Raw genomic sequence first — 18,831 nt, 5'->3', positions numbered from 1 at the left:
TTACAATGAAATGTTGTTTCTTATGTGCGCCTGCTTGAATTCCGATGGTGTCATCTGCGTATATTTTTTAAATACGTCGGTAAAATACCGCCGCTCCACATAACCAAGCGACTCCGCGATCTCCTGGATTTGCCGATCCTCCAAGAGCAGCCGTTTGGCCATCTCCATCCGTTCTTGAGTGACAAATTGACTAAATGCCATTCCCGTCACTTTTTTGAACAAGCCGGCAAAATAACTTGGGCTTAGATGAACTGCCTTCGCGCAAGTACTTATGCTGAGGTCCTGATCCAAATTGGACTTCACATAATGAATGGCTTCCTGGATGATTTTTGCGGCGGCGGAGCGGTTCTGATTCTCAATGCGTTCACAGCCTAGCGTCACGATGCTATGCAGAAGCTTCTTCATGTCCGTTAAGGATCTCTCCGAGCTGACCCGCCCTTCCCGAACGATCATGTTCAAATCGGATAGTTCGTTCATGGGTACCTTGTCTTGAATCGCCCTTAGCATCATGTACGCCAGCTCATAGTACAAGCTGATGAAGTATTCCGGCTTCGGAAGCGGCGACCTGTTCGTAAACTCAGTCAGGATATGATCAAGCATCAGTAAAGCTTGGCGGACGTTTCCGGATTGTATGGCATATACCATTTCCTGCTCTGCGGCCCGTATGCTGCGCGACAGGGAGATTTCAGTATTAGCTATATCTTCGTATGAAATCACCGCGTTGCCGCCGGTATAGAAATGGTATGACAGGGCATGCAAAGCCTGATCGTACGATGAGTTTAATTCATGGATATACGTTACGGGGCTGCCAATTCCTATTGAAATCGTTAAGGAAGTATATAATCTGACATGCTGACAGCACGCCTCCGCTATGGCCGCCGCTGAAGCTGATAACGGTGTATTCAACACCGCCACTAGGCGGTTAGCCGAATCCCGGAATACCATCCCCTTTGTATACAAAGCGATGGTCTCCTCCGTAATATTCTTCAATGCAAACCGGGCAAGCTCCAGTTCATTCATCGGCGAATCTCGATGCTTGTCAGCAAATCCGTCGATTTCAAGAATCATGACAAGCAAATGCCTGGACTCCAAATCCGGCTTCACATATTCCCACCGCTGCTCCGCCTCCTGTTCGTTCACCTTATGATGCAACAGCAACGTGAACAATTCCTGACGCAGGAACGGCATGCTCTCCTGAACCCGCTGCTCTAATTCAGCGATATGATCCTCTTGATTTCGTATCGCTTCAATTTCTTTTTTGGCCTTTACGACAATTTCCTCGATATGAGCCAGTGAAAAGGGCTTCGTTATGAAGTCAAACGCCCCAAGCTGAACCGCTTGCTTCGCATATTCAAAATCACTGAATCCTGTCATCAATATGACCTTGCTGCGAGGCAGCAGTTCTTTGACACGTCGGGTCATTTCCAGACCATCGAGCTTCGGCATTCGAATATCGGTCACGATGATATCCGGTTTGCACGAGGTGATCAGCAGGAGTCCGTCTTCTCCATTGATTGCCGTCCCGCTTACGGATATCCCATGATGTTCCCAGTTGATTTGCTTGGATATGCCATCAACGACACTCTGAATGTCATCAATAAAGCATATGGTTGTCGTTCTTGCGCTCATCGGCTTGAGTCAACTCCCTTCGAGTTGTGGGTAACGGGGGATGATAATCGAAACTCGGGTACATACATTAGGTTCGCTCTCCAAGTGCAAATCAGCCGAGCTACCGTACTGTAGCTGCAATCGCAACCGGACATTATATAACGCATAACCCGATCCAGCTGAGGATGACGGTTGTCGAAGGAGTGGATCAGCTGTATTCTTTTCGTTCAGCCCCATACCGTTATCTTCAACGATGAAGTACAGATAAGAGCTATCCTGTTTCACCTGAATCCGTATGAAGCCACCCTCATTGCGATCGTTAAAGCCGTGCAGGATTGAATTTTCAACCAGCGGCTGCAGTATGATTTTTAAGATCGGCTGCTGCATATCCACTAAAGGATCAACCTCGATCATGTAGGTAAAGAGCGTTTCGTAGCATTTCTGCTGAATGTTTAAATACTGCTCCACGTGCTGAAGCTCATGCGCAAGCGTTGTCTCCTCCTTGCCGCGATTGAGGCCGAGCTGAAACAGCTGTGATAAGGACAACACCATTTCCTGAACATCCTCCAATTGATTCAACTGGCACTTCCAGTAAACCGTGTTCAGCGTGTTATATAGAAAGTGAGGATCAATTTGAGCTTGCAGGGCTTTCATCTCGGACTGGCGTTTTTCCTTCTCTGCCTGCTTCACAACATCAAACATTTCATTGAGTTCTTCCAGCATCCGGTTAAAGCGATAACCGACCTGCGTAATTTCATCATTGTATTCGCTTTCATAACGTACGTTAAGATCGCTCATTTCCACCCGTTTCATTAGTGATTGCAAGTGGCTTAACGGTCTTATGAGCAAACGGGTCAGCATATTCGCAAAAGCAAACGACACAAGCAAGCATCCCGTGATAACCCCAAGAATAGTCAGCTTAATGCTGTCCATCTGCTTCATCAATTCTGATTTAGGCAGGAAGCTGAATAGCGTCCACTCCTTCACTCCCCCCAGCTTGGTAAAGTTAACGAGGTACTCATAACCTTGATCCGAATACTCAAAGCTACCCTGCTCAGCAGTCAAGGCCTCCCTGTATTTAGGCTCATGTTTCAGCGTATCCGCGATGATGGAATCGTTTAGCAGCACATCGCTCCCATCGGAGGAGGCTAAGAGATGGAACTGCTTGCGATTTTTATCCTCCGAGGCAATTAAGGATCGAATCGAGTCGATTTTGACATTCGCTACAACGAAAATATCCTCGATATAATGGGAAGGTATGCCCTCCATCACAAAAGAAATGACGTTCTCCCGGCTGGAAAAGAAACGGTCCTCATGACCGGCCACCCATAATTTGCGCTTCTCGCTTTTGATATGCGTATACAGCTCCGAATCATAGAACGAATAGGAGAAGTTACGCTGCTGACTTGTCTGGTAATAGTCACCCTCACGCGTGGCGATAAGAATAGAATCGATCATAGGTTCATACAGCTTGGTCTGCACAAAAGTCGATTGCAGCCCGGACAAATGTGTATAGTAGTTCTCCGCCTCCGAGTAGCTGCTGTCCATTCCCAACGCTCTTCGGTAAGCCGTATTGACCATCATTGAGTAAACCGCTTGCGTGACATGATTCAGCTTCTCATCCAACACCTTGGATGTTTTATGAATCGTTTCCTGACTAAGCTGATAGGCATTGTCCTTTACAACTTCCTCCGCGATCATGTAGCTTAACGCGCCTGCGGTTGTAACCGCAAAAATGACAATGAGCATAAACGCGATCCAGATTCGGCGTCTGAACGATAGTCGGTAGAGCATTGATCAACATCCTCCGTCTCTATGTTTCGGCTGTGGCAGCAGTTGTTTGTTAATGTAGATCAATCGCTTAGCCATGAGACATCCTGAGGATGCAGCGGGTCAAAGGAAGGAATGGCTTTCATATCCACTCTGCCGGCGGCCCGTTCCTGATCTAATGCTGCGTTGTAACGCGCGTTCAGATCCTCAACCAATGAATCAAGATCCCCTCCGATCATGATGAACTTTACGAATTCGTCCTCCCACTCCTTACCCTTGGGCTTGAATCCTTGAGGCGATGCAGGCCATATTCCGTCATACTCACCTGGGAAGAAGCTGGTGATGCCGTCGATATCGGGTTTCCTGGCTTTAGCGGCTATCGCCTCCACGGACAAAATGCCGAGTCCGGCTTCCTGATACCCAATCAGTACTTCATCGCTATACATATAACGGAGAAACTTCCAAGCTTCCTCCTTATGCTTCGACTGGCTGCTAATCGACAACCACCTCGTCGCTCCAACTCCCTGGTTGATCACTCCTTTATAGGTCCCGTCAATCGATGGGGGAAGAGCAGCTCCCCATTGGATCTTCGCAGGAAACTGATACTTATAAATGCTGGGTTCCGAAGAATAAGACAGATACATCCCGATCTTCCCGTCGGCAAATTGTGCCCGAAGCGGATCGATGTCCAGAGATTCCGATCCCGGCAGCGTACTGCCATTCTCCATCATGGTCCGAAATGCGCTTATAATCGGTATAAAGCCTGAGAAATCATAGCTGCCTGTCGAAAAGTCATATCCATCGCCGCTGATTCCGCTTATTTCCGCGATCGGAACGGCTGACCGGCCGAGAGCGCTGGCAGGATTTTTATAGGGGAGGGCAAAACCGTAAATGCCGTCCGCTTTTCCAATTTCGGTGATTCGACTTGCCGCCTCCACCAACTCGTCAAGCGATTTCGGAGGGGAGGTTATGCCTGCCCGCTTAAACAGCTCCGCATTATAAATAAGCCGCAAGGTTGATCCGCTGTTAGGCAGGCTGTATATGTATGGATCAAAGACGTTGTATCCTTCGATGAAGGCTTGCTTCCCGAACCTGTTTCTGATCTCGGGCGTTAAATATGGGTTGAGCGGCTCCACATAGCCTTTTCGGGACATTTCAGCGAGATCGATCGGGGTAAAGATATCGGGTGATTGCTCGCTGGCAAATGACAAATCTAGCGATTGGGCAAAATCATCTGCCATAACCGTCATCTCAACCTCAATTAAATCGCTATTCTCTTCGTTATAACGATGAATGACCTCTTTGATATAATTCGCGTCATGACGCCCCGTTGACCAGAATCTCAGCTTTGTCTTTTCTGGGGGACCAGCCATATCTGATGCCGTTGATTGCGAAAGTATACGGCCAGAGCCCTGCCCTTTGCCACCTTGCATGCACCCCGTTACGGTTATGCTCAAGCACATCAATGCAACCAGCGGTAATCTCCAGATGATCATGCACGCTCCCTCCTTGTGCTTGTATCGTAGCATAACCTATTTTGTGGATATAGACAGAACGGTAAAAAAACTGTAAAGGGAAGAATATCGATTCATCTCCTCATATGAAAGAGGCTACCCCAAGCAAATGCCCGGTGGTAGCCTCTTGACCATTGTTATGTCCTGCATATATCATGCACGAACCTAAACTTTAAGCTTACCCAAACGGCCTAACGCTTGAATGATACTTCGGCTGCGATAGGCAGATGATCCGAAGCTTCCGTATGGATCACGCGCTGATTCGAATGCTGTACAGCTGGTGAGGTCAGAATGTAATCGATCGTTACCGACGGATTGATTACAGGAAACGTATAGGCATCTTCGATTCCCTGAAAGCTGTTTACGAATAAACCGCTGTCCAGCACCAATTTAAACTCTGAACTGTTTGGTTCTGCGTTGAAGTCGCCCATCAGCAGCGCTGGTCCCTCAGAAGCTGATGCAAGCTCAATGATTTCTTGCGCCTGTGCCGTTCTGCTGGTGACATCCAATCCAAGATGCGTGTTGTACACATCCACGTGGATCCCCTTCAGATTGACAACAGCGTGTAGAACACCGCGCTGCTCCTTCCCGAAGCTGCTCAGCAGCACATTCTCGGATCGAAGGATCGGATACTTGCTTACGATGGCTGTTCCATACTGGCGGTTATTCGTCTGACCTTCCGCAGGTTCCAGATCTAGATTCGCACCATAAGCATAGTGATATCCGAGCAAACCTGCCAATTCCTTCGCTTGGTCTTGAAAGTCGCTTCGTTCCCCGTAAAACCGGTCCACTTCTTGAAGGCCGACAATCTCTGCGCCGGAATCACGGATAACATCGGCGATTCTTTGCAGGCTTAGCTGCTCATCCAATCCAACTCCGTGATGGATATTGTAAGACATCACCGTTGTGCTTACTTCTTTGCCTTGTCCTTTTCCAGCCGCCAGCACCCCCGTTGTAAACATCGGAACAAACAACAGGCAGGCGATAAACGAGACGAAGCCTTTTTTCATGGACAAATCTCCCTTCCATAGTCGAATGCCAACTATGCTAAATTTACTGTTGTTACAGTTATCAGAGGCTAACTCGGTGGAAGTTAATTAAATATGCTATCCGGAACGTAATACACTTTTTGCGTATCTCTTTTGTTTACCGGGTCCGTAACGATCGTAAAATAAACATTGCCGTTCTTTGTCTGTACGCCCTCGATTTCATGGTTCCCCACATTCGTTATTTTCACGAGGGTTTTGAATGTCCCTGCGTTGGTCATCATGGCAATCTGCGGGATATCGCCTTCGGCACCGCCTGACGTATATATTTTCGTCTGACCCAGCATATCGGCCCCCTGGAAGGATCCGTTCGGCCTTACGATCGCACTGCCCGACTGCGTAAAGCTGCCAACGGCGGCGTTAACCGCAGCTGCGCTGTCCATTCGCACCTGTTCATTACTGTCCAGAAGCTTATTGAGTGCGACCGTGTCATAAATCGACCATGTTACGGTTCCCTCTTTGGTTTGAACCCGGAACACCGTATGCGTACTGTTGCCGCCGCCATCCACACGGTAGGTCTCACCAAGCCTTGCCCCCGTTTTATTGGCGTAATTCATGTAGGTGAAGCGATGCAAATCCGTATAATCCACGGTCTTGCCAGCCGAATATTGCAGCCTAGCTACCTGCAGCGACCAGTAATAATCCGTTGAAGGATCTGCTTTGGAACTAAAGTAAAAGTAATTGATGCCATTGTACGTATACATATCCAGCGTTTGGCAGTGGCCGGTATTCGTAACGGTCATTTCATCTACATAAGTAGCGTCTTTCCCGTTAATGAGCAATCTTGAAAGATAGCAATTTCCCTTCGACCGCTGCGTGACATAGAGATATTTATCCGCGATATAAGCCTTCTGAACGGCCACATTATGATTAAGTCCCTTTAAGTTGTAGGCGAGCGTTGCTGAAGCGTTGATTGTTTTCTCAGGAGTCGCCGCGAATGCGGGCAATCCGGACAAACAAAACACGAGAGCTGCAAGTATTGCGGACGTTAGCATTTTTAAATGCCTATTCATATGCCTCAACCCTTGAACGTCAACCATCAATACACCTCCATTAATAGTAGGAAAGAAATTGGACTGCCCCCGAAAACGCACGAAAGACAAGGTTCATGCGGGCATTTTTGCCATGATATAGGATATCTTCCTCCTCTCTTTATACAGAAACATCGTTTCATTCCAATCAAGTTTCTGCTTCATTACAAAAAATGGGGGATCCACTATTGAGTTTACCATGTACCTCAGGAATTTCCCGTGTATAAAATACTTAAAGTTAGACGAATCGCATGGTCCTTTAGCCCTTTTTTTCGCCAGCGCTCAGAAGAGGTCGGCAGTAACTTTTATCGAATGTTCATCCGATCTTTGTAAAACGAAAATCAAAAAACCGTGAATTAACACGGCTCTTTGGTCTCAAGCAGTTTTGGGATGAAGAACAATGGATATAACATGAGGTACAGATTAGGCGTCCACCACATGATGTCAAAATCGGACTTTATGATCCAAAAAGCGATCGCCTGCAGTCCGGAACAAAATGTCAGGATGAGCGAGATTAAGGCAACGCTTCTCCACTTTATATTCATCTGTTTATGTAGGTAAATGCTGTACATTCCGGTGATGGAAATGAATATATCGAGCGGGAAGAACGACCAATTCCAGGCTACTAACAGCTCATTGGTATAATCCTGATATAAATATTCCTTGGGAATTAACGCTAGTGCAGTGATGACCCAATACAAAATAAATCCGATATCCGTAAATAAAAACAGACCTTTTAATGATTTACTCAAGTGATACCCTCTCTTCTCCTTAATGAATAAATGATCGTTCAAACTTCCTTCTGAATAATACCGGTTAACAGGATCTCTCCCATATCCCGCAGGCTCTCCTGAAGCGTAATGCTGCTTTTATTTTCAGACGAGTCCTCAATTAAGCGATAAAGGCCTCCAACATACAAATCAATAAAAATTTTGGTATTAAACGGGCGTAACAAACCTTGATTGATTCCTTCTTCAAATAGTTCAGTGATGCTTTCCCACTGTTTATTCAGAAATTCATCCAGCGTCTTCCATTGATCAGGATAATAACGCTGAAGCTCGGTTATGAGGTTTAATCCGATAAACTGAAAATCAGTCGGAATGAGGATAAGACATCGCTTAAGTTTATCGAGCGTAGTCAGTTCAGGATTAGTCATGATGTCCTTTTCTTTTTCTTGAAGTTCGATAATGGCCTCACGAAGAATCGTTGCAATCAGCACATCCTTGGAAGGGAACCATCCGTACAGCGTCTTCGTGCTCATACCCAGTCGTTTGGCAAGGTCCCCCATCGTAAAGCGTAATCCTCTTCTCTTGATTTCATGGCTTGCCGCCGCAACAATTCGCTCTTTCAATAGGCACACCTCCCTGTTCGGAAAATAATAAAACGATAATGTTTTCCGCAATTTCTAAAATCATATCCCAATTTCTTCTTCTAGTCAACGAAAGTGCACATTCACGACAAAAAGAGACAGCGTTACATGCTGCCTCCAAGTATCGATGCATCGTGCTAATGTTTAAGAACCCTTTTTTTGTTTCAGCTTCGTTTTATGACTTTAACCTTAACTGAACAATACCGGTTTCCCAATCCGAATGGGCACCCACTACGATATTGACTCGACAAGGGACTGCTTCGAATTCCATGTTTCGATTCCATATAGCCAATTCCTCGAAGCCAAGCTCGAAGGTGACGGTGCTTACATCACCAGGCTCTAGCGCTATCTTCTTAAATCCCTTTAATTCCCGCAAACGACGGGTAATCCCTGATTGATCGCCTTGAATATAGAGCTGTACAGTTTCAAGTCCTTTCATGTCTCCGCTGTTTCTCACTTCCACGCTGACCTCGACCCGGCCTCCGGATCGAAGCTCTTCCAGCGTCATTTCCTTCTGCGAAATCGTTGGAGTTCCGTATTCAAACATGCTGTAACCAAGACCGAATCCGAACGGATATAACGGCTTGGACGGCATATCGACATAGGGACGAGGCTGTCCAGCGTTCTTCTGATTATAATAAACCGGCAATTGACCCACGGAGCGTGGTATGGATACGGAAAGCTTGCCGCTGGGATTCACCTGTCCAAACAGGATCTCGCCAATGGCGCGGCCTCCTTCGCTTCCTGGATACCAGGCACACAGCAGTGCATCGCTGAGCTCAGCTACCTCGCCGATGGCCAGCGGACGTCCCTGAATGAGCACCGTAATAACTGGTTTGCCGAGCGCGTGAATTTCCCGGACCAATTGCTCCTGTATGCCGCCTAATCGGAGATCGGCTAGATCGACGCCTTCACCGCAATCCATTTCCGTCGGATCCCCTTCAGCTACAATGGCTGCACCATTACTATCAAACGTATCTCCGAATTGACGGGCACTGCTGCCGCCAAGTACGAGCACGACCGCATCCGCGGAACGGGCTGCTTCAACCGCCTCGGGTAGGCCATGCGTGGACATACCTCGCACGCTGCATCCGGGAGCAAAGACAATGTCCGTGCCTGCGGGTGCAGCCATCCGAATGCCTTGAAGCGCCGTGACTCCGCTGCCCTCGCGCTGAACGCTGGTGTAGTCTCCAAGCTGGTTGTAAAGCCTGTCCGCGTTAGGGCCGATGACCGCCAGTCGTTTGATCCGGCCGCTATTCAGCGGCAGTATGTTTGAGTCGTTCTTGAGCAGCACAACCGCTTCTCTTGCGACGGATGCATTCAAGTCTTTAGCGGCAGCATTATTGACGGTTGCAGCTGCCAAGCCTTCGTTTATGTATGGGTGCTCGAACAGTCCCAGTCTGAATTTAAGCCGAAGCACTCGAGCCACCGCGCGATCGATGTACTCCATATCGGCCTTCCCTTGTTTCACCGCTTGTTCAAGCGTGGTGAACGACTTGTCCCACAGGCTAAGATCAACCCCGGATGACAGGGCAAGTCCTGCCGCCGACTCATAATCTCCCGTTATGGCTACCAAACGGTCGATGGCCGTTCCATCCGCCATGACAATCCCATCGAATCCCCATTCATCTCTCAGAATGCCGGTTAACAGCTTATCATTGGCATGACATGGAATGCCATCGAGCTCATTATAGGCCGCCATGACCCCAGCCGCTCCTGCCTTGATTCCGGCTTGCGCAGCCGGCAGATGAATTTCGCGAAGCTCCCGCTCGCCAACGGGAACCGGTCCTGCATTGCGACCGCCCTGCCCTGCTCCCTGAGCGCACAGATGCTTGAGCACGGCTGCCGCCTTGTCCGGGCGCTTCCACTCTTCTTGCTCTCTTCCCTGCATGCCGTGCACAACCGCTTCCGTCATCCGCGCAGCCAGGTACGGGTCTTCCCCGTAACACTCCTCGGAGCGTCCCCACCGCGGATCCTGCAGGATGTCCAGTACCGATACCAAGCCGATGTGAGCCCCGCGGCTGCGGATTTCGGAGGCCACATGGGAATAGGCGCGTTCAATTAATTCGGGATTCCACGTCGATCCGATAGCCGTATTAACGGGCAGAAGCGTTCCGTCAAGCGCCTGATGACCATGGGGACATTCCTCCGAGAGAAGAACAGGAATGCCAAGCCGGCTGTGTTCGATCACATAGCGCTGTATGGCATTCGCTACCTTGGCATTGTCTTGCGTAGGAATCCCGTTCTCATAGGTCACTCCGGACCAAGGGTCCGCCCGGAACAGTCCGTACAACGCCCCCATGCCTGCTCCCCACTCGACATGCTCTTTGAATAATTCGGTTAGTTCAAACTCCGTTTCAGTCCCTTCGCATTGCCGATATGCCATCCAGCCGTACAAGTGCTGGTTCAGCTGCCCGACCTTCTCGCGCAGCGTCATTCTCGACAGCAAATCCTCTACGCGCTCGCCAACGGGAAGTGCCGCATTCCGATACTTATCCATTTTCCCCTTCTCCTTCCAATCTGGTCAGTATGCTTATTCTTTGATATTCAAGACCCGATATTTCTTGGGTGTCATTCCCGTGTACAGTTTGAAGACGGATACAAAATACTTGTATTCTTTATACCCGACGCGATCTGCAATCTCAAACACCTTGTCCTGCGTCGTCAACAGCAGATTTCTCGCCTCGTTAATGCGCAGTTCGTTCATGTATTCGCTGAAGCTTTTTCCCGTGCTTTGTTTGAAAATATTGCTGAAATAGCTCGGTGTAATTTTCAAATACGCGGCCACTTCCGATGCTTTCAGGTCACTAAGATAATGTTCCGCCATATACTTCTTGGCCTTCTCAATGATCCAGAACGATCGGTCGATGCCAACCTTGTCGATGAGCTGCAGTAGGTCAAACACTTCCGTGGATATCACCTGCCGGATCGCCTCGGGATGATTGTATACGTCCAGATCGAACGCCCTTTCCAGGCCATGCTCAAGCTGGGTCAGCCCGCTTTGCCGAAGGCGCTGCCGCAGCATAATCGATAATTCGTCACAGACCTTCACCATATCCGTCAATAGATAGCGCTGATCGCGGAAAAATTGGAACATGCCGCGCACCAGCTCTTCCAGCATATCAGCATCCTGCTTGAATAACGCCACGGACAGCTTCGAGACCATGTCCGCACTGTCAAAATCGCGCAGCACCCGGCCGTTATCCACTTTGGTCTTATATGCGCAATCCAGTAAAGGGCAGTTATCCAAAGCATGATAAGGCAGCAGGTTTCGAACTTCCGAACACATGGCGGCGGTTTGGCCCAAGGACGTGTAGGCATCCGATACCGCGCAATACATGCGATGCTCTTTCGGCCAAGAATCCAGCATATTTTGCAGGATTTCATCCCACTGCCCTTTCAATAGCGGTTGATCCGTCATCAGCAGGGTCATCAGCAAATTTTTATGCACGAATACGGATACGTGACGGACTCCGCATGATTCCAGATTATCACGTATCGTATGCAGCCACAATTGCTGAAGTATCGCAAAATCCTGTTCGGTCACGGAAGCCGCGAGGTTCGAGTACTTCTCCAGCTGCGTGGCTATGAGTTTATACTCGGCACTGGTTAGTAGATATGGAGGCACAGGCTTAGCTATTGAAGTTTCGTACGGCGCGGCCATTTCGGCAAGCCAAAGCTCGGCATCCTTCACTGAACCATCAAGACGGGTATCCTTCCGGCGAACGTCTTCCACGATTCCAGCCACGACCGCCACCAATTCTTCAATATCAACGGGTTTCAATAAGTAATCGGTTACATCAAGCTTGATGGCTTGGCGTGCATACTCAAATTCCTCATAACCGCTGATCATGATGACCCGAATCTGGGGGTGGCAGCGCTTCAGCTCCTTAGTAAGCTGAAGACCGTCCATTCCCTCCATCCGGATGTCCGTCAGCACCAAATCAATCTCTTGTTCTTGGACCACCTGCAGCGCTTCACTGCCGTCATAGGCTTCCGCAACGACTTCAACGCCATGATCCGCCCAATCAATCGTATAGCGCAGGCCTTGACAGATCACGGGTTCATCATCAACGATCAGCATTTTTACTGTCTTATCGTGTTGCATCATGCGATTCACCACCGTAGGTTTCAGAATGTGGGAGCTTGAGGCGAATCAAGGTACCTTGCGTTGAAGCCTCGATTACTTCCAGACCGTAGCGTTCTCCGAAAAATAGGTACAGACGTTCATGGATGTTGCAGAGCGCTCCTCGATTGTGACCGGTCTGTGCCCCGTTACGGAGAGTCTCCCGGACCTCCTCTAAGGTCACATCGTCCATTCCGCGCCCGTTATCCTGTACGTCGATCCACATTTCATCCTCACGCTTGTATGCTTTGACCGATATTTTTGCTACCGGCTCCCCCCGATCGATGCCATGCTTAAGGAAATTCTCAACCAATGGCTGAATGGTAGCCTTCAGAGTTAGCGTATTTGCCAGATCATATTCCATGTAAAGCGCGTATTTAAGTTTTGGACCCAGCCGCCTCTGCTGCAAATACAGATAGGAGCGCACAAATTCCATTTCCTTTGCCAGGCTGGTCTCGTACTGGCCATTGTTCAGGCTGGAACGCAAGAATCGAGACAAGATTTCGATGAGCTGACTGGATTCGCTCGCCTTCTCAAGCCTGGCGGTCCAGCGGATCATATCGAGCGTGTTATAGAGAAAATGCGGATCCATCTGCTCCTGAAGCAGACGCAGCTCCGATTCGCGCTCCCGCAGTTCCAGCTTGTATTTATGCTCGATCAATTCTTGAATCGTGGATACCATATCATTAAACCTGCGGTTCAATTCGGAAATCTCGTCCTTGGAACGAATAGGGACCCTGGCGGAGAAATCGCCGAGTTTTACCCGGTTGGTCTCAATCTTCAAGCGCAGGATCGGTCTGATAATCGTATAGTGGAAGCCGATCAAGGCCGATAAACCCAACAGGAGAATCCCGCCGAGAATGACCTGCATCAATATGGTTACGCCGCGTAGATCCTGATCCAGCGCAGCCTTGGGCACCATGGAAACGATATTCCAGTCGGTGTTTTCCATCCGTTGATGAAAGGTCAAATATTCATTACCGTCATGGCGGTAAGTAGACGTGCCCATCGTCCCTGCGGTTACGATATCCTTAAACGCTGCCTCATCGCCGATATTCAAGGGAAACCTGTCTTTGGAGGGCAGAACAGGCCGTCCATCGGAATCCACGATGAATACCATCCCTTCGTCCCGCGTTAACCCCCGTTGAAGCTGTTTGAATATACTGGCTTCATCCATACGGATCACGAGCCGGGCAAGCGGCAGTGTGATCTCGTCGTAGGAGTTCAGTACACGGAACAAGGACACGAGGCTTACTTCTCCATACCAACCGCTGGTTGAAGGATAGGCACTGCTCCACACGATCCCGCCTTTGTGCTCGTCCGCGAGCTGGTTCCATGATTCTTCGTTGCCGTGAATCGGCTCGCCCATCTCGATGGAATTGCCGTTAAAGCCGGTGATGGATATCGATTTGATATAATTTTTGGACATTAACTGAAACGTCAGGAAACCTTCGAGATTTTGCTTCAACCGTTCCGCTCTCTCGCTCTCCGGCGGTGGATCCAGCCGCAAATATTGACGCATGTCATTGCTCAGTATCAAATAATCGGCTATATCCTCAATCATCGTCGTTTGCTCTTCCAGTTGACTCGTTACAATCTCCAGACTGCGCTGGCTTGATTGGATAAATTGGCCCCGCAGCACTTCGTTCAGTTTGTCTTGAGCAAGGACGCCGACCCCAAGCGTAGGCAAAATGACAAAAAAGAGGAAAATGACCAGTGCTTTCTGTTTCAGACCATAATTCCCGATCCAGCCAAAACTGCTGCGCATGTCCATTCCCTCTTTCGATGTCCTCATGATGTAGAATTGAAACCTGTTTAACCTTTAACTGCTCCTGCCGTCATGCCGTTAACCAGTTGTTTTTGCAGCAGCAGGTAGAAAATGATGATCGGTATAAGCGCGATCGTTAATGCCGCCATTTGCAGTGTCAGGCTGGCCGTCTCGATGCCGACAAAGTTGGCGAGTCCGAGCGGCAATGTTTTCAGCGACGATGAACTGATCAAGACGAGCGCAAACAAATACTCGTTCCAATTATAAATAAAGTTTAGAATCACGACAGTTGAAATGGCCGGACGCGTGATCGGTAAAATGATCGACCAGAAAATTTTGAAGACGCCCGCGCCGTCCATGACGCCTGATTCTTCGAGATCCTTCGGAAATCCTCTCATGAAGCCTTCCAGAATAAAGATTGTCAACGACAAATGGAAGGCCGTGTAAGGTAGAATCAACGATAAATGCGTATCCAGCAAATGCAGGTTCCGCATGATCAGAAAGATCGGAATCAAGGTCGCGTGGATCGGAACGACCATGCCCAGCAAAAATATCGCGTAAGTCGCTCCGCGCAGTTTAAAATTGAACCTTGCCAAGAAGTACGCCGCAAGCGATCCGAGAAGGACCGTCACGACCAACGATACCACGGTTACGATGATACTGTTGAGAAAGTAGGTATCCATATTCGCAACTTCCCACGCTTTTGCGTAATTGGAGAATTGCAGTTCGGTTGGTATGGAGAACGGGTTCGCCGCATATTCCTGTTCGGTTTTGAAAGAATCTACGATCATCCAAAAGAAAGGGATTATATTAATAATAGCGAATATCCCCAAAAATGTGTATGCCGATAAATGGAACCATTTCGTTTGTCTGTACATCTCCTCCCTCTCCCTTCTATTCATTTTCTCTAGCAATTCGATTCACGATTGTAATAACGATAAGGCTAAACAGAAGAATCAATACGGATACCGCGCTGCCGTAGCCGAATCTCATATTCATAAATGAGTTGTTATACATATAGACGGTCATAACCTCTGTTGCATGGGCCGGTCCTCCGCCGGTCATGATCTGGATCAGATCAAACACACGGAACGAATTGCTGATGCTGTAGACAACGGAAACGAGCAATGTCCCGCGGATCATCGGAATGGTAATGCGCATAATCCGGTTTAATCCGGTCGCCCCGTCAAGGGCTGCCGCCTCATTGACTTCATCGGGGATGTTCTGCAAAGCTGCCAATAAAATAATCATGTACAGTCCGCAGTTTTGCCATATATAAGCGATGCTGATCGAGATCATGGACCAAAACGGATCGCCCAGCCAATTCTGCTGCCAGCTCTCGAGTCCCAAAACACCAAGCAGATTGTTCAGCATCCCGTATTCCGTGTTGTACACCATGCCCCAGATCAGGGACACCATGACCGATGAGATGACCACGGGCAGGAATCCGATCGTCCGGAAGAAACTGGAGCCCTTCAGCCCTCGATTCAGCAGCAAGGCCAGCAGGAGGCCAAGCGGGATCTGTCCCGCGATCCCTGTAAACATAATGATGACGTTGTTTTTAACGGACAGCCAAAAAATATCGTCCTTAAAAATATCAACAAAATTGTCCAGCCCGATAAAACGCATAGGCGTGATCCCATCCCAGTTCATCAAGGAATAATAAACCGATAAGCCGATAGGAAAAATGGCAATACATATATATATAATGAGTGCTGGCGCCAAGCCCAAGAAAATAGCCCATTTCGTATGCTTAAGCGTATGCATTGGCGTAACTCCTTTCTTTCTGCCTTTAATAAGAAAAACCCGCTGCCGGGTTTTTCTTTGTACCATCATGATCTTGACTTAGGAAGTGCGCCCTTACTTCATGTTGTCGAACGCTTCCTGAACCTCTTGAGCGAGCTCTTCCGGCGTACCTCTGCCAATCGTCAGAGCCTGCAATCCGTTCTGCATGACATCGGTAACTTGGGTCGGAATCACGCTGTCGAATACCGGCGCCGTTCCCTTGTTGGTCAACTCCAGCATTTCCTTGAGATACGGGCTCGCATCTTCAGGAATTTCAACGTTGGCCGGTACGACAACGCCTTTACTGATCAGATCTTTGTACAGGTCCTCATTAACAAAAAATTTAATGAATTCCTCGGCAGCCGCTTTCTTTTCATCGCTCAATCCTTTTTTAATGGAAATGCCGTACTGAACGACGCCCGCGCTTTTCACCGGATCGCCGGAGCCGTCAGGTACGCTCGGGAAGAGCGCAATGCCGAATTTGTCCCCTTCCTCGTTGTTGATGCGGATTCTTCCGTCAACGGTGGAAGAAGAGATATGCATGGCTGCTTTGCCTTGTATGAAGTAGTCCTGGCCTTGCACGGAATCCATGTTGTTTGCATCGGTATTGAATGCTCCCAGCTTGGCGAGTTCGTCAATGACGGCAATCGCTTTCACATATTCGGGATCGGTAAATTTGGCTTCCTTGTTCAGAATTTTCTGTAAGAAGTCACTGCCTACATAACGGTCACCGATAATCGACAAGAAGGACGATTGAAGCGGCCATTTCTCTTTGTTGCCCAGAGAGATCGGCGTAATGCCGGCTTCCTTCAGCTTTTTCACCGCATCAATGAACTCGTCGTAGGTAGCCGGAAATTGGTCATAACCGACTCCAGCGAACATTTCCTTGTTGTAGTAAATAATATCCACGAAGGTTTGTTTGGTCGGCACGGCAAATTGACTGTCGTTCTGGTTGAACCCGGCCAATGCGTCCTCCGGCAAAATATCCTTCCAGTTGTCCATCAGGCCATCCAGCGGCATCAGCAGATCCCCGGCTACCAAAGGAGCCAGATCGGCGCCGGGCCATACGACATTAATATCCGACAGGTTGTTGGCGGCAGCCAGCGTGCGCAGCTTCGTTTTGTACTCGGTTGCCGCTACCCCGTCCTGCTTGATGATAATGTCGGGATGCTGTTTTTCAAACTCCGCGATCCGTTCCTTGTACACCTCGTTATCCACGTTCGGCGAGGTCCATGGATGCATGATGTTCAAGGTAACCTTTTCCGGCTCGGCAGCGTCTTTCTCTCCAGATCCGCAGGCTACGGTTGACATAAGCAGCAGCGCGGCTGTTCCGGTGAGCAGCAGCGTTCTAAGCTTCTTAGATGTTTTCATTTGATATACCCCTCTCTTTATATATTACATATCATGTTCTTATATTTAACAATATAAGATATATTAATTATACAATCGGGTTATCGATCCCAATATCCATTAAAAAAACGATTTCATCTAATTTTTTTAAGTCACTTTAAATAGCGATAACTTATAAAAAGCATATTTTCATTTCTAACGTTAATTTTAGTAACATAACCATCACAAATTTTCAAATGAATGGTATCGCTTACAAATTGGTTCTAGAGGAAGCGCGACAGAGAAACCAACTACTCTGCCACGCCCTCACTCCTCTCGTTATTGCGGTTCGTTCAAAATATAATCAACCAAGTCATCCAGAGGAACCGTAGCGAGCGCAATCGCCGTATCCGTCACGCCATAATAGATATAGAGGAGCCCGTCCTTGACCACATTGCCTGTCGGGAATACGACATTCGGAATCTGATAGCCGAACTTCTCATAATACGTCTCCGGCTCCATAATGAAGCGGCGGGTTCTCGCGATGATTTTTTCCGGATTTTCCAAATCCAGCAGCAAGGCCCCTACACGATACACCGTATCTTGGTCCACGCCATGATAGAGCACCAGCCATCCTTTGTCTGTCCGCACCGGAGGCGTGGAGCCGCCGATTTTTTTAAATTCCCAATCGTTGTTCTCGGCCTTTGCCAGCAGCTTGGGCTCGTCCCAATGCACCAAGTCTTCGGAGTAGCTGATCCACATGGCTGCTTTTTCGGTTCCGTATTCCTCCCCTACGTATTCTTCCGGTCTGCGAAGCAGCACATACTTGCCGTTGATTTTTTCCGGAAACAGAATATTGTCACGATCATTGATATCCAGCGGCGTTGTATCGCACAGGTACTCCCAGTGAATGAGATCCTTGGAAGTCAATATCCCGGAACGCGTCAGCCAGTGGCCTTCCTCTTCGCCCCAGCCGTCCGGATACTCGGGAATGGAGCGTTCGGGGATGCCGGCTCCCGTCGGGTAATAGTTCATAGCACACGGCCGTAAGGCATAGTTCAAATAAAAGGTATCGTCGATCTTGGCGATCCGCGGGTCCTGGATGCTGCCGTAGGGGAATCCCAGCTGGTCCGGCGTTACGACAGGCTCGTCCAGCACATGAGTGAAATGCACCCCGTCCGCACTCTCCAGAAGACCCAGGTAGTTTTTGCAGGGAGTCAGCGAGCCTGCCGCCCGTTCTATCATATAGAATTTTCCGTTATCGATAATGACGGCCGGATTGAATACCGTCACCTTTCTCCACTCGTAAAGTCCAGGCACTACGATCGGATTCTCCGGATGCCGGGTAATTTTCATGGGTAAGCCTCCTATGATCATTATGTAAGTGTTATCATTTCTTGATTTCATTATAAGAGGCTTGGCCCATTCATAATATCCTGCAAACTTTCAATAATATCCGAAATATTGATATCAGTGATACTCGGC

The 18,831-nt window shown here is 48.6% G+C and carries 14 protein-coding genes; all 14 read right to left on the bottom strand.

Annotated features, from left to right (window positions below; translation table 11 throughout):
- Entirely contained in the window at window positions 1–1,629 is a 1,629-nt protein-coding gene (locus MKY82_RS14785; protein WP_339296430.1) for a response regulator, read from the bottom strand.
- A gap of 9 nt (window positions 1,630–1,638) precedes the next feature.
- Window positions 1,639–3,402: a sensor histidine kinase gene (locus MKY82_RS14780; RefSeq protein ID WP_339296429.1), complete on the bottom strand. Its 1,764-nt coding sequence runs from the start codon at window positions 3,400–3,402 to the stop codon at window positions 1,639–1,641.
- Window positions 3,403–3,461: 59 nt separating this feature from the next.
- The gene (locus MKY82_RS14775) at window positions 3,462–4,874 is read right to left on the bottom strand and encodes an extracellular solute-binding protein (protein WP_339296428.1); all 1,413 of its coding nucleotides are present in this window, start codon (window positions 4,872–4,874) and stop codon (window positions 3,462–3,464) included.
- 209 nt (window positions 4,875–5,083) lie between these two features.
- A complete protein-coding gene (locus MKY82_RS14770; protein ID WP_220685448.1) occupies window positions 5,084–5,902 on the bottom strand; it encodes an endonuclease/exonuclease/phosphatase family protein in 819 nt (272 codons plus the stop codon).
- An 83-nt stretch (window positions 5,903–5,985) separates the two neighbouring features.
- Window positions 5,986–6,978: a helveticin J family class III bacteriocin gene (locus MKY82_RS14765; RefSeq protein ID WP_194542437.1), complete on the bottom strand. Its 993-nt coding sequence runs from the start codon at window positions 6,976–6,978 to the stop codon at window positions 5,986–5,988.
- Between the two features lie 347 nt (window positions 6,979–7,325).
- The gene (locus MKY82_RS14760) at window positions 7,326–7,721 is read right to left on the bottom strand and encodes a YvaD family protein (protein ID WP_194542436.1); all 396 of its coding nucleotides are present in this window, start codon (window positions 7,719–7,721) and stop codon (window positions 7,326–7,328) included.
- A gap of 38 nt (window positions 7,722–7,759) precedes the next feature.
- Window positions 7,760–8,320, bottom strand: a complete 561-nt coding sequence (locus MKY82_RS14755) for a TetR/AcrR family transcriptional regulator (RefSeq protein WP_339296427.1) — start codon at window positions 8,318–8,320, stop codon at window positions 7,760–7,762.
- Between the two features lie 193 nt (window positions 8,321–8,513).
- Window positions 8,514–10,838, bottom strand: coding sequence for a glycoside hydrolase family 3 N-terminal domain-containing protein (locus tag MKY82_RS14750; protein ID WP_339296426.1), 2,325 nt, complete (start codon window positions 10,836–10,838; stop codon window positions 8,514–8,516).
- A 33-nt stretch (window positions 10,839–10,871) separates the two neighbouring features.
- Window positions 10,872–12,449 (bottom strand): response regulator, encoded by a 1,578-nt coding sequence (locus tag MKY82_RS14745; RefSeq protein WP_339296425.1) that lies wholly within the window; start codon window positions 12,447–12,449, stop codon window positions 10,872–10,874.
- Window positions 12,433–14,232, bottom strand: coding sequence for a sensor histidine kinase (locus MKY82_RS14740; RefSeq protein ID WP_339296424.1), 1,800 nt, complete (start codon window positions 14,230–14,232; stop codon window positions 12,433–12,435). Before MKY82_RS14740 ends, MKY82_RS14745 begins: the two co-directional genes overlap by 17 nt.
- Window positions 14,233–14,279: 47 nt before the next feature.
- On the bottom strand, window positions 14,280–15,110 hold the full coding sequence (locus MKY82_RS14735; protein ID WP_009592052.1) for a carbohydrate ABC transporter permease: 831 nt from the start codon (window positions 15,108–15,110) through the stop codon (window positions 14,280–14,282).
- A 16-nt stretch (window positions 15,111–15,126) separates the two neighbouring features.
- The gene (locus MKY82_RS14730; protein WP_339296423.1) at window positions 15,127–15,999 is read right to left on the bottom strand and encodes a sugar ABC transporter permease; all 873 of its coding nucleotides are present in this window, start codon (window positions 15,997–15,999) and stop codon (window positions 15,127–15,129) included.
- Between the two features lie 93 nt (window positions 16,000–16,092).
- Entirely contained in the window at window positions 16,093–17,388 is a 1,296-nt protein-coding gene (locus tag MKY82_RS14725) for an extracellular solute-binding protein (RefSeq protein WP_194542432.1), read from the bottom strand.
- A gap of 297 nt (window positions 17,389–17,685) precedes the next feature.
- Window positions 17,686–18,702: a glycosidase gene (locus tag MKY82_RS14720; protein ID WP_339296422.1), complete on the bottom strand. Its 1,017-nt coding sequence runs from the start codon at window positions 18,700–18,702 to the stop codon at window positions 17,686–17,688.
- Window positions 18,703–18,831 lie beyond the last annotated feature (129 nt).

The organism is Paenibacillus sp. FSL W7-1279, from assembly GCF_037969845.1.
Lineage (GTDB): Bacteria > Bacillota > Bacilli > Paenibacillales > Paenibacillaceae > Paenibacillus_AQ.
Note: the sequence above shows the minus strand (reverse complement) of the source record. Positions and strands in the feature narration are given on the sequence as shown.